The sequence below is a fragment of the Castellaniella sp. GW247-6E4 genome, from assembly GCF_040276065.1.
In the GTDB taxonomy this organism is placed as follows: Bacteria; Pseudomonadota; Gammaproteobacteria; order Burkholderiales; family Burkholderiaceae_B; genus Castellaniella.
The window spans coordinates 192911-208711 of sequence record NZ_JBELOI010000003.1 but is presented as its reverse complement, the minus strand read 5'-3'; the positions used below and the strand labels follow the sequence as shown (position 1 = coordinate 208711).

Here is a 15801-nt window from a genome sequence, read left to right as displayed (position 1 = left end):
ACAATTCTTAGATGATATGGGCAGTCACAATGGGCTGTGAGGAATCCTGTTCTTCCGGGCTTGTCCTTGTATCGTGCCGCGTTCTTACGGAAGTTTCGCCTTGAAGTAAAAAATGTGACAACGCGGGAATCAATATCAGTGCGCCCAACATGTTCCAGATGAACATGAAAGTCAGCAAGATGCCCATGTCCGCCTGGAATTTGATGGGGGACCAAGCCCATGTAATCACTCCAGCCGCCAGGGTTATGCCAACGAGTCCCACGACTTTGCCGGTAAAACCAACCGCCCTACGGTAGGCTTCTCGTAGCGGGAGGCCCGCGCGCTGGACCGCAAGTTGAACGCTCAGCAGATAAAGCGCGTAATCAACACCGATGCCTACCCCCAGCGCGACAACTGGCAGCGTGGCAACCTTGATTCCCATGCCGAGCTGTACCATGAGTGCTTCGGCAAGGATGGATGTCAGCACGAGCGGCATGACGGCCACCACGACAGCCCTCCAACTGCGAAATGTAATGGCGCAGAGCAAGATCACGGCGGCGTATACATAGAGCAGCATGAGCCGATTCGAATCACGTACTACGGCATTAGTGGCTGCGTCGACTCCTGCGTTTCCTGCTGCCAAGAGGAATTTCCGCTGATCGGTATCATGGTGTTTGGCGAACGCGCTTGCCGTATCAGCGACGCGCTCCAGTGTTTCCGCTTTGTGATCAGAGAGATATGCCAGAACAGGAACCAATGAGCAGTCGGTATTGATGAACTCTGAGTCCCAGCCAGCCGCATTGCTGATTTGGGCATCAAGCACACGTTGATTGTCGCTGATCGTCAACCATTTCGGATTGCCTTCGTACGATCCCGAGGTGTAGTTGCGTACGGTATCTGCAAGGGAAGCAGCATGCTGCACACCGGACTGTTGGCGCAGTAGCCAGCTCAGGCGGTCCATTTCGACCAGCGTTTCGTATGTGCCGCAACCGTTTGCCGGGGTTTTCACCATGACCGCAAAGACATCACTCGAAATTGCATAATGAGAAGTGATGTATGCATTGTCCAGGTTGTAACGGGAGTCTTCCCGCAACTCCGGAGCTCCAGGGTCTAGGTCGCCGATTTTCAGATCCGTGCTAACGATGAATCCGCTCACACCGAGAACCAGGGAAAATATGATGGCTACGGATGCCCAGCTTCTCTCAGTAAATCGGTTGATTCCGCACCATAGCGCGGCGATGATTCCGTGCTCTTTGGCTCCGTCGCGCTCTTCTTTCAGGCTGCGCTTGGCGGCGATTGGGCTGACCCCTATGTACGACAATAGTACAGGCAGCAATATGAGATTGGTGATAATAAGCACCATTACGCCCAGACTGGCGGTCAGAGCCAGCTCGCGAATGACCGGAATATCAATCACCATCAGGACCGCAAAGCCCACGACATCTGCGAGCAACGCTGTCAGCCCGGCTACAAACAGGCGACGAAAGGTGTAGCGGGCAGCCACCAATTTGTGTATGCCGCGGCCTACGTCCTGCATGATGCCATTCATTTTCTGTGCGCCATGACTCACGCCAATGGCGAACACCAGGAAAGGTACGAGTATCGAGTATGGGTTGAGACCATGCCCCAGACCGACCACGATACCCAACTGCCAGATCACGGCGATCAGCGAACAGGCCAGCACCAGTAGGGTGCTGCGGATACAGCGGGTGTACAAGAAAATGATGAGTGCCGCGACAGCGGCAGCCACGCCAAAGAACGTCATGACTTTGCCCAGCCCATCGATCAGGTCGCCGACGAGTTTTGCGAATCCAATGATGTGAATTTCCACCTTGGGTTCGGTCGCGCCGTCCACCGATGAGTATCTGGCCCGGATTTCCTCAAGCGCCTGCGACAATTGAGCGTAATCGACTGACTGGCCGTGCGCGTCCGATGCTAGCAGTGGAATCTGGATCATGCTGGACCCATAGTCGTTTGCTACCAGATCGCCGACGACACCCGCGCGATTGATATTGATTCGCAGGTCCTCGATTGACCTGGCACTGCCATCGTAGTCATGCGGCAGAACGGGGCCTCCGTCGAAGCCTTCTTCCGTCACTTCCGACCAGCGTACCACCGGTGTAAAGATCGATTTTATCCAAGCCCTATTGACTCCTGGCAAAAGAAATATCTCGTCGTTGATCTGCTCAAGGACCGAGAGGTATTCCGCATTGAAGATGTCGCCATTGGGATTTGTAACGACCACACGAACGGAGTTCCCTAGTCCTTTCAGTTCCCCTCGATATTCAAGAAAATTTTGAATGAAAGGATGGCTTTGAGGCAGCATCTTCTCATAGCTGGCACTGATTTCCAGTCCTCTTAGATTCAATCCAAAAATGACCGTCAGGATAGCGCATCCGATGACCAGAAGAAGTCGGTTATTGAATATCAATCGCTCGAGGAGGTTGCCAGATTTTTGATCGAAATCCTTGGGATTTGAGATGACGGCCATCTGCTCGGATTTATTCATGTCATCCACTTCAATCATTTCAGTTCCATGTCTACAATAGGGGTACTGTATCGGCTATTTTCCGATTATCTCGACCCGAACGCCCTCGGATCCCGAGATTGCGACGTGACCGTCCGGCAGTGCAACGAGGTCGTAATAAGACATGGGGCTCTTTGGTTGCACGTCTGAGAATGTCCGCCCGCCATCGCGACTGAGCGAGATTCCGCCTGCGAGATTGGCTAGCAGGATGTCTCCATTCGACAGGACGGTACCGGCCGTAATGCCAGCGGAGGTGCCACTGGGCACCTCGTCCCACGTCGTGCCCGCATTTTCGCTGCGATAAATCCGTCCACGCATGCCAAACACCAGCAAGCTTTCCGGGCTGATCACGGCCAAGCCGAACAGGCTTCCCGAGTACGGTGTTGGAATCGGCAAAAAACGTTGACGAGCGGCGTCCAGACGCCACACCATGCCGCGCTCGCCGACGAGATAGACTTCGCTGCCGTTGCCTGCTATTGCATGAAAATGCAATTCGTCGGGATTGTCTATATGACCCATCCAGGGCACCCAGCTCTTACCGCCGTCCTTTGTTCGAAAAATTCGATTGAATGTTCCGACAACATAGCCGCTGGTTGGGCTTTTAAAATACACTCCCATGAACGAAGGCGTTCCGCCATCCTCCATCAGGCTTTCCTCCTGCTTGAACAAGCGTTCCGCTGCCGGCTCACCGGTCTGTCGGAAATGATGTACGGCGAGTGCGAAAGCTTGTTGGCCATCCAATTGCTTGGTCCAATTCATACCGCCATCGGACGTATGAATGACAACACCACCGTGTCCCACGGCCCAGCCTTGCTCGGCGGTGGGGAAGCTCACCGCCAGCAGATCCGTGCTCACAGGGACCTCTGCCTGAGCCGAGGCAACTCCCTCGCTATTAAACAGCACTACCTGGCCTCGTATTCCGACCGCTACGGTGTGGGAGCCTGCGACAGCGATTCCTTGCATGGGCGACGTCGCGGCCTTGGCACTCATCATGGCAGGAGTTTCAAGCGGATCATCAAATGCCCACCCCAGAGCGGGAATGAGCAGGCACAGCATTGCACTGAATATTTTGGCGCAAGCAAAATGGTGGTTTTGCACGAAATTTTTCCTCCTCGTAACACAAGTGGTCAGTGCTGGGCCATGACTCGGAAATGATTTCTCATCGTGTAACCCCATAATGGACGATCTGGTGAAGCCCACTCGTGGGATTCATGTGTTGCAAGCGGCCAGGCGCTGTGTTTGAACGATCTGTGGCAATCGTAGGCAGCATGGCGGCTCAGGGATCGACGAATAGATCGGTCGTGGGCTCTGAACCGGGAACCGTCAGGTATTTCGAGAAATCCGTGACTCCAGTTTCACGTAGCACATTCTCATCAAGGAAAAAATTACCGGTTATTCGCCGGCTGTCCCGGGTCAGGATTTCGTAAGCAGCGTCAGCCATGATTTCAGGGGTCCGGCTGTAGTGCGAGCCTCCAGCCTGGGCCACATTGAGCGCTGAAGTGGCGATGACTGTTCTGGGCCATAGGGCGTTGACGCCTATCCCCCATTTTCTGAATTCCGATGCCATCCCATGCACCAGCAGACTCATCGCGTATTTTGATGTGGTATACGCTGCGTGGTTGACGAACCATTTCGCATTCAGATCAATTGGAGGTGACAAAGTCATGATGTGTGGATTTTTGCTGCGCCTCAAGTGTGGCAGGCAGAGTTGCGAGCATACGAATGTACCTCGGACGTTGATGTCCATCATGAGGTCGTAGCGCTTTAGCGATGTTTCAGGGATGCTTGTGATGCCGATCGCGCTGGCGTTGTTGATCAGTATATCGATACCGCCAAATTCAGCGACACCCAGGCTGACGGCATGAGCAACCTGTTGCTCGTGCCGGATGTCCACAGCCACGGCCAGCGCGTTCCCTCCTGCAGCGTGTATCTCTCGGGCGGCAGTATGGATTGTTCCAGGGAGGCGCGGATCGGGTTCGCTCGTTTTTGCGGCAATAATGATATTTGCCCCCTCACGTGCGGCCCTAAGTGCGATCGCCTTGCCGATGCCTCGGCTGGCACCAGTAATGAATAGGGTCTTTCCTTTTAGGGAGGTCATATCGTTTCCTGTGAAGGGCTATCCCGAGCGAAAATCGCTGCACTCGGGGCATAGTAGCTTGTCGGGCGTGGGAAACGTGGACTGCAAAACGATCGCAGTAGTCCATTTTTTTATCGCCTTCTTGTCCCAGAGCCAAGCTATAGGACCGTAAATCCAGCAAAAACAGCCTTCGCTGGGACTGCTTTTCGTTTTCGACATCCCAAACCAGACAGCCTCCTCGGGCCATCTGAATGCGTACTCGTTGACAGCACGGAACGACTGGAAGCGTACGCACTGCGCTAGCAGGAAGCTTGTGTCAAGTTGTCATGCTGGTTCGAGCGGTCCCCGTGGCATGGCATGGGGCGATCCGACGGCACGGACTCCCTTGCGAAGTCGCTGAGGCCTTGCCGCTACGTTTGCTTGTCAGCACGGATGGCGCTCCGCCTATTCTTTCGGATAGGTGGAGGCAGACCGCGAAATCTATCCCTTCAGACGGTTTCTTCGACAGCGCTTGAACCTACCATAAGCGTCAGGACAGGATTGGGTCGTGTTTTATTGAACCGAATCACCTGGTTTTCGAGTCGTATCAAGCATGGGCATTCGGAATTACGCCAACGCCCGTAAAGGAAGAGACAGGATGAAGCGCAAGCCGCGTATTTTGGGTATTGACGCCGGGGGTACGATGACCGACACATTTGTTGTGGATGACACCGGTGCGTTTGTCGTCGGAAAGGCGCAAAGCACGCCGCAGGACGAAGCAATCGGGTTCATGCAGTCGGCGGAAGATGCGATGCGCCAGTGGGATCTTGGCATCTCCGAGGGGTTGAGCCAGATACGTACCGGCATATTTTCTGGCACAGCCATGCTGAACCGCCTGCTCGAGCGCAAGGGCAACAAGGTGGGGATCATCGTCAGCGGAGGGATGGAGGATTACCTGCGCATGGAGCGCGGGGTGCAGACGTATCTTGGCTATAGTTTTTCTGATCGGATTCATACGGCAACTCATCGCCACAATAAACCGCTGGTGCCCCGCAGCAGGATTCATGGCGTGCGTGGCCGGGTCAATGTTTTTGGCAGCGAGGTGATCCCGCTATATGACGACGAGGTTCGTCTCGCTGTCGAGGCCCTGCTCGAGGATGAGGTGCAGGCAATCGTCGTATGCCTGATCTTCTCATACAAGAATGGAGCCCACGAGCAGCGTGTGAAGGCGATTGCAAGCGAAATCATCAAAACCCGTGGCGCCTCGGTGAAATTGTTTCTGTCGAGCGAACTCTATCCGATGCGCCAGGATTTCCCGCGGCTCAATTCGACACTCATTGAAGCCTACGCGGCCGAGCCTTCGCGCAATACTATGAGTAACGTCAAGAGTCGGCTCGTGGATGCGGGGGGGGCATTTGACATTCGTGTGATGGCGAGCCATGGCGGATCGGTTTCCACCGAAGCGCGTACGCTGGCATGCACATTGACCAGTGGTCCTATCGGGGGCGTCATCGGCTCCCGCTATCTTGGTGGCCAGATGGGCATCAGGAATATTGCTTGCTCGGATATCGGTGGCACGTCGTTCGATCTTGCGCTGATAACCGATGGCGAGTTCACCATCAAGCAGAATCCGGATATTGCCCGGTTCCTGCTGACAATACCGCTAGTACGCATCGATTCAGTGGGGTCGGGCACTGGATCTTTCGTGCGGGTCAATCCAGTCAACAACCGTATTGAGATCGGACCGGACAGCGCTGGCTCGAGAATCGGCACGTGTTGGCCCGAAGGAGACGTGTCGACCGTCACGATCACTGATTGCAACGTGGTGCTTGGCTACGTGAATCCGGATTTCTTCCTGGGCGGTGACATCACTCTCGACCGTGAGCGCGCAATCCGCAATGTACAAGACCAACTTGCCAATCCGCTCGGTATCGACGTGTACCGTGCTGCAGCGGGTGTCTTGGAACTTTTTGAGGATCACTTACGTAACAGCCTGCTCAGCCAGATCATAGGCAGAGGATACGGCGCCGAAACGTTCACTTGCCTCTCCTATGGCGGCGGCGGGCCCTTGCATGTGGCCGGCTATACAGATGGAATCGCTTTTGAGGATATCTTGATTCCTGCATGGGCTCCGGGATTTTCCGCTTTCGGATGCGCCTGCGGAGATTATGAATATCGTGTCGATCGCCAGCTTGATATGCCGTTGTTGCCAACCATGGATCACGAGGCGCGTGCTGCTCTCGCAAATGCGATCACTGCTGCATGGGGTGAAATGGCCGATCAGGTTGCCGAAGATTTCGCCAAGAGCGGCGTAACACGAGATCTGATCACATTCAAACCGGGAGTGCGCATGCTGTATCACGGCCAGTTGAACGATCTGGAGATCTCATCGCCGGTACAGCGTCTTGAATCCGCTGAGGATCTGAACCTCATTTGTGACGCTTTTGAAGGCCTTTACGGGCAGGTGTACGGGCTCGCTGCGCGCACTCCACAATTCGGCTATTTCATCACCAGCCTGGTCATGCGGGGCATTACGGAGGTCGACAAGCCGATACTTCCACGCGAACAAATTGCGGGTCCCGATGAATGGAAGAAGGTTGCCGTAAAAGGTTCGCGGAAAATCTATTGGAATGCTCAGTGGATGGACGCAATGATCATCGATCTGCTGCAATTACCCGCGGGTAGCGAGATCGAGGGCCCCGCCGTGGTCGAATCGCCTTCGTCGACGATGCTGATTCCTCCCGAGCGCTCGGCTCGCCTGGATGAGCATCGGATTTTTCATATGAACACGAATGCGGTTGTCAAGCCTGGTCCGGCAAGTATCCATTGACCGATTGGTTGTGTCATCGCTGAATTTTCCACCTAGGAAAGGATGGATATGAAATTAAGAGAATACTCGTCCAACCAGACGGTTGCCCCCGGTATTGGCTTTCAGGGAAAGTCGCTTGCCCAGGCGCTGGAGGATAGTGAGCAGATATTTCGTCAGACTGGCTCGTATCAGGGCATTCATGAATTGACGCTCAAGTCGGCTGATCCGATTCGCTTCGAGAAAATAGCATCACGATTGCGCGGCGCCTTGGTCGGGGCGCGCGAGACAGCTTTGAATATATCTGCATCCCCGATCGTGCGTGAAATTGGTGAGCTGTGCTTCGGTCTCTACACTCCGGAAGGTGATTCGATCACGCTGTCCACCGGCATCATGGCACATATTCATACGATGTCCGAGGCGATCAAACACATGGTTCGTAGTGGTTATGAAACGAATCCTGGAATCGCCGATGGAGATATCTTTATCAACAACGACACCCATATCGGGGATGTTCATACCGCTGATGTGCAGCAGTTCGTACCCATATTCTGGAAAAACGAACTGGTTGCCTGGGCGGCTGGCGTGACTCACGAACTTGATGTCGGGGCCGCACAGCCTTCGGGCATGCCGATGGGCAGCACCACGCGTTTCGAGGATGGCTGGATATTGTCGGCTGAAAAGGTCGGCAGCAACGATGAGCTGCATCGTGACTATCAGATCCGCTCACAGACGGCTACCAGGGTGCCCTTTTATTGGGTGCTTGATGAAAAATGCCGTATCGCGGGTTGTCACCTTATTCGCAAGGCTGTGCTGAGCCTCATCGAGAGTGAAGGCATTGAAGCCTTCCGCTTGTTTTGCCGTGAGGCGATTGAGGATACCAGGCGTTCCTTTATCAATAGCTTGAAATCCATGACTGTGCCAGGCACATATAGGTTTGGCAGTTTCATCGATCTCAATCATAGTATCGATGTGGGTCGCATGCCTCCGCATGCAGCCATCGACACCCTCATTCATGCGCCGCTGGAACTCAAGATCGGAGTGAATGGCACCTTCGACATCAGTCTCGAGGGTGCAAGCAAGTGGGGCTATCACTCTTTCAATGCCACCCCGACGGCGATGCAGGCGGGGCTCTGGGTGGCGCTAACGCAGACCTTGATTCCAAACGACAAGGTCAACGATGGCGCCTATCTTGCTACGACATTGAACATTCCACATGGCTCGCTCGGCGATCCGGATAATCCGTATTGCTCGAACACGCTCGCCTGGGGTTATCTGGTGCCCACCTATACGGGCCTGATACGAGCACTCGGTATTGCCTTCACTGCACGCGGCTATGTCGAAGAGGTGCTTTCCGGTATCCCGCTGACAGGTAATGTGACGCAGGGTGGTGGGATCAATCATTACGGGCAGGACATGGCTTGGAGCAATTTCGAGATGAGCTGTGTCGGCATTTCAGCCGGCTACGTGAAGGATGGTGAGCACTCCTGCGCTGCGATGTGGAATCCCGAGGGGGATATGGGCGATGTGGAAGCTTGGGAATTGATAGAGCCGTTGATGTACCTTGGACGCCGCTTGCGCCCGAGTACGGCGGGTATGGGCAAGTATCGTGGCGGGTCGGGGTGGGAGTCGGTTCGCATGCTGCATGGCACGCAGAGGCAGGAACTGTACAACCTTATCCATTCGCGTGTGTTTTGTTCGGGTGGTTTGTTCGGCGGCTATCCGGCTTCCAATCCTTACCGGCACAATGTCAGGCGTACTGATCTCAAGGAACGCTTCGAAAAAGGCCTCCCCTATCCGGTTGCAGATGGCAATCCGGAAGAAAGCGGCATCAGTGCGCATGTTAATGGCGAGCATCTGCGCGACCACCTGATGAACCGCCTAAGCGATTCGTACGAGGAATACGATCTCTATTTATCGATTCTGCTTGGCGGACACGGTCTTGGCGATGTCATCGAACGCGATCCGAAAATGGTTGCCAGCGATCTGAGCGAGGGTTTGCTCCTGCCCCGCTTTGCCCAGTCGGCTTATGGTGTCGTGGCCCATCAGGGAAAAGATGGCCAATGGGATGTCGACCAAGAAGCGACCTCGGCTCGCCGCCAGGCGATTCGCGATGAGCGATTGGCGCGTAGCATGCCTGTTGCCGAGTGGATCGAACAGGAACGCCCACGCGTCCAGTCGCTTGATTTTATTGCGCCAGTCAAACGGATGTACCAAGAAAGTTGTGAGCTAAGTAAGAAATGGCACTCGGATTTTGTCGCCTTCTGGGGTCTTTCAAAAGACTGGAGCGCCTGAGCGCAGTTCTCAACAATATGATGATATTTGGGTGCCCTGACCGACAGCGCCTAGTCCGTGAGCCCAAGGAGCGAGCTGAATGACGACCTACGACAAGAACATGATTGCGGAACTGCTCGATGGCAAATTGCCATGGGATGTTCTGAAGGACATGATGAGCAGTTTCAAGGATGCTGATCGGTTCGACAAATACATTGCAGTGCTGCAGGAACGTGTTGATTGGGATGATCAGATCCTGCTGCCCCTCGGGCCGCGGCTTTTTATCGTGCGCAAGGCGGACGGATCAATCATAACCAAGAGCCTCAGCGGGCACGAGTTCGGAGACTACCGCAAGAACTGGAAATTAGGAACCAGGATCTACGTGCGCAATACGCATGAGTCATACCAGAAGGTGTACACCGAGATGGCTTATGGCGATCCAGACTGGATGGAGTTGAGGGAATATTACGATCCGTTGGACGGTAGCCTGCTTGATGTCGAGGTGGTGCCGCCGGGTTATCCGATTGTGCACAACTTTGAACCGGACCTCGAGGGCTTCTATAGAGAGTGGCTGGGTCGGCCGCTGCCGAATCTGGCATAGCTGGGAGTCATCACATTGAACCTGATCGACTTGCTGGATCGAGGTGCCTGTCTTGATGCGCAGCGTCCCTGCTTTTTGCAGGAAGGGAGGACATTCACCTACGGAGACGTGCGTGATCTAACTTTTCGGATCGGCTCCGCTTTGCGCGCAGAGGGCTTTTGTCCGGGCGATGTGGGGGCGGTACTCAGTCACAACGATGCGACGGCGTTTACCTGCGCATTGTCGTTGGTAAGGGCTGGTGGAATCTGGGTTCCTATCAATCCAAGGAGCGTGGCCGAGGAAATTGCCTACTTTCTGGACTTTACCGGTGTTCAGACACTGTTCTACGGCAGTGCCTTCGAGGACTTGGTGACCAGCTTGCGCAAGCGGTGCCCTGGTATCCGCTCCTTCGTCTGTATCGATGCAATTGGCACTAACGGGGTTGGACTGAGCGACTGGATCAAGCCTTTTGATGCCCGTGCATTCTTTGTGCCATATGACGCAGCCGATACAGTTGCGATCGGTGCAACCGGGGGCACGACAGGGCAGTCCAAAGGAGTGATGCTTTCGCACCGGAATATAGCCACCTTCGTTGCCAACGTTTTGGCATGCATGCCATTCGAGAGCCCTCCTGTCTACCTGGCTGCCGCGCCACTGACCCATGCCGCCGGGATTATGGTATTGGCGTTTATGGCGCTGGGCGGCACCACGGTCGTGTTGGAAAAGCCCGATCCACAGACCATCATGAAGTCGGTGAGTGAGCATCAGATCGACACATTGCTGTTGCCGCCTACGATGATCTACATGCTGCTCAGCCAGCCAAACGTGCGTAGTTTCGACTATTCGTCGCTTAAGTACTTCATCTATGCTGCGGCACCCATGTCGACGGAGAAATTGCGTGAAGCCATTGAAGTGTTCGGGCCGGTCATGACACAGATGTATGGGCAGGCCGAGGCGCCCATGACAATCACCTTCATGGGGCCTAAGGAGCATCGCCCTCTTGATTTTCCATCGCGACTCAGGAGCTGTGGTCGCGTGTCGCCGTTTGTTCGCGTTGCGGTCATGGACGATGAGGGCAGACTGCTTGGAGACGACATGGTCGGCGAGATTGTGGTGCAGGGCGACCTCGTCATGAAGGGTTATCTTGATAATCCCGACGCGACTGCCCAGGTGAGCAGGTTCGGCTGGCATCACACAGGCGATATCGGTTATCGCGATGCACAAGGTTTTTATTACATCATCGACCGCAAGAAGGATCTCATCATTACAGGGGGCTTCAACGTCTTTCCATCCGAGATTGAGCAGGTCATCGCCTCGCATCCCGCGGTTCACGAATGCGCGGTCATAGGCGTGCCTGATGACAAGTGGGGCGAGGCAGTCAAAGCGGTCGTGCAGACCAGACCGGGCAGAACAGTGAGTCAAGAGGAACTGATTGCTCTGTGCAAGTCCAGGCTTGGAAGTGTGAAGGCGCCCAAGAGCATCGATTTTGTTTCGGAGTTGCCACACAGCCCCGTCGGAAAGATTCTGAAGAGAAAGGTGCGTGACACCTACTGGAGTGGTCATGACCGCATGGTTGGGTGAGGCCCTTTCAGCTAGTTTGCCAGCGATGGTGAAACAGCAGCAACGTGTGGAGGAGTGGCGTGGATCAGGTTATACGTACTGAGCTTGCTGAAGGTGTGCTGCGCATCGAGATTGATCGGCCTGAAAAGAAAAATGCCTTTAACGCCGGTGTCTATCGTGATTTGAGCGAGGCTCTGGCCTGGTCCGAGCGTGACCCGAGAATTCGTGTGCTGCTGCTGCATGGCCAGACCGGGATTTTTTCTGCTGGGCACGAGATACAGGAATTTTCCGCTTCAACGCCAGAACGGGCTGCACAGCTTGATCCGATCATGGCCTTCATGCGGCAGATCAGTGGTGCCACCAAGCCGATTGTGGCGGCGGTGGATGGTCATGCCATTGGTGTTGGGGCAACTCTCCTGCTCCATTGCGATCTTGTATATGCATCCCACGAGGCGTGTTTTCAATTTCCGTTTGTGAATCTCGGCCTGTGTCCTGAGTTTGGTAGCAGCTATACCCTGCTGCGTCTTGCCGGCCACCAGCGCGCATCGGAATTATTGATGCTTGGTGAATTTTTTTCAGTGGAGTTGGCACGGGAAATTGGGCTGGTTAACGATATTGTTGACGCATCCTCCCTACTCGAATTCGCCATGGCCAGAGCACACAGGCTCTCTCTCCAGCCGGCAGCATCCATTCGGCTGACAAAGCAATTGCTGAAAGCTCACGATGCCGAGATTGTGGCGCGCACGATAGAGCATGAGATGACATGTTTTGTTGGAAGGACCAGGGCGCCGGAAGTCGCCGAAGCTGTGGCCGCCTTTACTGAAAGGAGAAAACCGGATTTTTCGCGCTTTTCATGAAGCCGTCTCCTGGCCGGCGAGCGAGGATGATTCGACCATAGCAATAACCCTGCAACTGGATAGGGGCGAGGAGCTGAGAATGAAACGACCTCTGGAACTTATGAGCGCAAAGGGGCCGCGGGAGCATCGTGAGAATAATCGCATCATGGTAATCAGACCCGATGCCGTGTTCTATCTAGGGTTGCTTGGAAAAACCTCGCGACGATCGCTTGGCTCGTTGACGGTTTACCTCGCTGTCGGCGAACCTTTTCGGTTCCGTGCGGATGACGGGCAGTGGGAAGAGCGGGAGTCAGCCGTCGTGGCTCCATATCTTGAGCATCAGATCGTAGCTTGCGATCGTGTCGGGGTCCTGCTGATCGAACCGGAGTTTGTCGACATGAAGAGTGTCATCGGCATGTCCGCCGACAGCGATCCCTGTGCTGATCTAGCGGAGATCATCGACGGAATGACGGAACTCACGCTTGATCTTGGTGATCGTGCGCACGAGCCGGGCGAGGGCAGCATTGCGGAGTATATGGACGTGGCACTGCGCGCCCAGTTTCTGCACCGCGGCCTGGACTCCCGTATCGGGCATGTCGTGGCCATGATCCGGGATCAACCCTGGGAGCGCTTCTCGGCCCAATCCTGTGCTGCGATCTCAGGCATTTCCGTCTCACGCTTCCTGCACCTGTTCAAAAGCGAGATAGGTACTACCTTCCGTCGCTTCATCGCGTGGAAGCGGGTGCGCTGCGCGCTGGAGTATGTCAAGCATCAATCCAATCTTACTGATATCGCGCTTGAGCTGGGCTACCCGGACTCCACCCATTTCTCTCACTCGATCAGGAAGGCCTACGGTTTTTCGCCCAGGACGATGTTTTATGCCTCCCGATACCTGAGCCTCTCACTGGAGTCCGGGCACTTGGGGTCCGGGACTGTGTCAACAGGACGTCCAGGGCATGCTGTGGTGTGGGATAGACCCGCGCGTGAGATGTCCTGGGTGGGACGCCAGGGCTGAAGAACGGCGCATGCAAGCGTCTTATCAGTTGTGGAGCCTTCATTCCATGCAACAGGAGCACAAATGGGTTGTACCAATTTTCAGATTCGCGATGATGTTGCGATCCTTACTCTGAATAATCCTCCCGTCAACGGGCTTAGTTTCGAGCTGCGCTCCAGCCTTGTTAACGGTATTGATCGGGCGATCGCTGATAGCCGGGTCAGGGCCGTGGTCCTTGTCGGCAACGATCGAGCTTTCTCCGGCGGTGCCGATATCCGTGAGTTTGGCACACCGTTGGCCCTGGCTGAACCGTCCCTGCGGACCGTGATCTGCGAGATTGAGGCCTGTCGAAAACCCGTTATAGCGGCCGTTGGGGGCCTGTGCCTCGGAGGCGGGCTGGAACTCGCCATGGGTTGTCATTACAGGATTGCCATCCGGGAGGCCGTGGTCGGGCTACCCGAGGTAAAGCTCGGGCTGCTGCCTGGCGCCGGTGGTACCCAGAGGTTGCCGCGCCTGATTGGTGCGGAAGCGGCTCTGAATATGATTCTCTCGGGTGCCACGATAACCGCGGGACAAGCCGAAGCAGCAGGCATGTTTGATTCGGTGATCGAAGGCGATCTGCTTGAAGGCGCGCTCGCCTTTGCCCGCGAGATCGTCCGTGACCAGAAGCCATTGCAACGTGTGCGTGACCTGACAGTCCATCATCCGAATGCGGAGGCCTTCTTTCAGTTCGCGCGCAACGCCGTCGGTGGGGCCGCAAAGAGCCTCCCGGCACCACGCAGGTGTATTGACGCGGTAGCGGCATCCGTCTCGATGTCCTTCGATGACGGTTTGCGCGTCGAGCGTGACTATTTTGTCGGTTTGCTTGGGACACCCGAATCGAAAGCTTTACGTCACGCTTTTTTCAGCGAGCGGGCAGCCGCGAAAGTGGCTGGCCTATCCGGGGTTGAAACGACGCGCCCCATCGATGTGGTGGGGGTGATCGGCGCCGGCACCATGGGCAGTGGCATTGCCATGAATTTCTTGAGTGTGGGCATCCCCGTCGTTCTGTTGGAGTCCAAACAGGAGATGCTGGAACACGGTACGGCTCGTATCCGTGGCAACTACGAAAATTTAGTCCGCAAGGGCATGCTGTCCAAAATGGATCTGGACGCCCGTATGGCGCTGCTGCGGCCCACACTCGCGTATGGCGATCTTGGTGAAGCTGATCTCATCATCGAGGCTGTGTTCGAGGATATGGAGGCCAAGCAAAATGTCTTTCGCAGGCTTGACGAAGTCGCCAAGCCTGGGGCAATCCTCGCCACCAATACATCGACACTGGATGTGAATCGCATCGCAGCCATCACGCAGCGCCCGCAAGATATTGTGGGTCTGCACTTTTTCAGTCCTGCCAATGTCATGCGGTTGTTGGAAGTAGTGCGCGGCGACCGCACGGGTGCGGATGTGCTTGCGACTGTGATGCGATTTGCGCAGAAAATTGGGAAAACGGCGGTGCTGGCCGGTGTTTGTGATGGGTTCATTGGCAATCGGATGCTCTTCCCTTATAGCCGTCAGGCTGGTTTGCTGCTCGAAGAGGGCGCGACACCCTGGCAGATTGACCGGGCGTTGGAAAAGTGGGGCATGGCCATGGGGCCGTTCCGCATGGGCGACCTGGCGGGTAACGATATCGGTTGGGTCATTCGGAAGCGTCATCAAGCCGAAGCCCCGGGGGTCAGGTATTCCCGCATTCCCGACATGCTTTGCGAGATGGGTCGTTTCGGTCAGAAGACAGGCGCAGGCTGGTACACCTATGAAGGGGGGCGGCGAAATGGAAAGCCAGATCCCGCAGTCGATGACATGATTGTCAGCCATCGCAATACGCTGGGCATTTCGGCGCGCAGGGTTAGCGACAAAGAGATTGTCGAGCGCTGTATCTACGCGCTCGTCAATGAGGGAGCGAGGATCCTTGAGGATGGCATTGCCCAGCGCGCGTCGGACATCGATGTCGTGTATCTGAGCGGCTATGGGTTTCCGCGACAGCGTGGTGGCCCGATGTTCTATGCCGATGAGGTTGGCCTGTATGGCATCGCCCGCACGATGGATCGCTTTGCCCGCGAAAGCGGTGACCCCTTCTGGCAGCCTGCTGCCCTGGTGCGGCAGTTGGCCGCTGAGGGTAAGACATTTAACGGAACACAAACTGGAGCGTGATA

The 15801-nt window shown here is 55.5% G+C and carries 10 protein-coding genes; 7 read left to right on the top strand and 3 right to left on the bottom strand.

Features of this window, described 5'->3' with window-relative positions; genetic code table 11:
• Nucleotides 1-7: 7 nt before the first annotated feature.
• From ABS761_RS06095 to ABS761_RS06085, 3 genes are all read right to left on the bottom strand, one after another.
• Nucleotides 8-2506, bottom strand: a complete 2499-nt coding sequence (locus tag ABS761_RS06095) for an efflux RND transporter permease subunit (protein WP_350407233.1) — start codon at nt 2504-2506, stop codon at nt 8-10.
• Nucleotides 2507-2542: 36 nt separating this feature from the next.
• Nucleotides 2543-3604, bottom strand: a complete 1062-nt coding sequence (locus ABS761_RS06090) for a WD40/YVTN/BNR-like repeat-containing protein (protein WP_350407232.1) — start codon at nt 3602-3604, stop codon at nt 2543-2545.
• Nucleotides 3605-3782: 178 nt separating this feature from the next.
• Nucleotides 3783-4604: an SDR family oxidoreductase gene (locus ABS761_RS06085; protein ID WP_350407231.1), complete on the bottom strand. Its 822-nt coding sequence runs from the start codon at nt 4602-4604 to the stop codon at nt 3783-3785.
• Between the two features lie 616 nt (nt 4605-5220).
• Here ABS761_RS06085 and ABS761_RS06080 point away from each other — a divergent pair.
• The 7 genes from ABS761_RS06080 (at nt 5221) to ABS761_RS06050 (ending at nt 15799) form a co-directional block, all read left to right on the top strand.
• Nucleotides 5221-7392: a hydantoinase/oxoprolinase family protein gene (locus ABS761_RS06080; RefSeq protein ID WP_350407230.1), complete on the top strand. Its 2172-nt coding sequence runs from the start codon at nt 5221-5223 to the stop codon at nt 7390-7392.
• Nucleotides 7393-7434: 42 nt separating this feature from the next.
• Nucleotides 7435-9663: a hydantoinase B/oxoprolinase family protein gene (locus ABS761_RS06075; protein ID WP_350407229.1), complete on the top strand. Its 2229-nt coding sequence runs from the start codon at nt 7435-7437 to the stop codon at nt 9661-9663.
• Between the two features lie 79 nt (nt 9664-9742).
• Nucleotides 9743-10243 (top strand): acetone carboxylase subunit gamma, encoded by a 501-nt coding sequence (locus tag ABS761_RS06070; protein ID WP_350407228.1) that lies wholly within the window; start codon nt 9743-9745, stop codon nt 10241-10243.
• A 15-nt stretch (nt 10244-10258) separates the two neighbouring features.
• Nucleotides 10259-11803, top strand: coding sequence for an AMP-binding protein (locus tag ABS761_RS06065; protein WP_350407227.1), 1545 nt, complete (start codon nt 10259-10261; stop codon nt 11801-11803).
• Between the two features lie 59 nt (nt 11804-11862).
• Nucleotides 11863-12639, top strand: coding sequence for an enoyl-CoA hydratase (locus tag ABS761_RS06060; RefSeq protein WP_350407226.1), 777 nt, complete (start codon nt 11863-11865; stop codon nt 12637-12639).
• 79 nt (nt 12640-12718) lie between these two features.
• Complete coding sequence (locus tag ABS761_RS06055) at nt 12719-13633, top strand: helix-turn-helix transcriptional regulator (protein ID WP_350407225.1); 915 nt, start codon at nt 12719-12721, stop codon at nt 13631-13633.
• A 63-nt stretch (nt 13634-13696) separates the two neighbouring features.
• Nucleotides 13697-15799: a 3-hydroxyacyl-CoA dehydrogenase NAD-binding domain-containing protein gene (locus ABS761_RS06050; protein ID WP_350407224.1), complete on the top strand. Its 2103-nt coding sequence runs from the start codon at nt 13697-13699 to the stop codon at nt 15797-15799.
• Nucleotides 15800-15801: the final 2 nt, after the last annotated feature.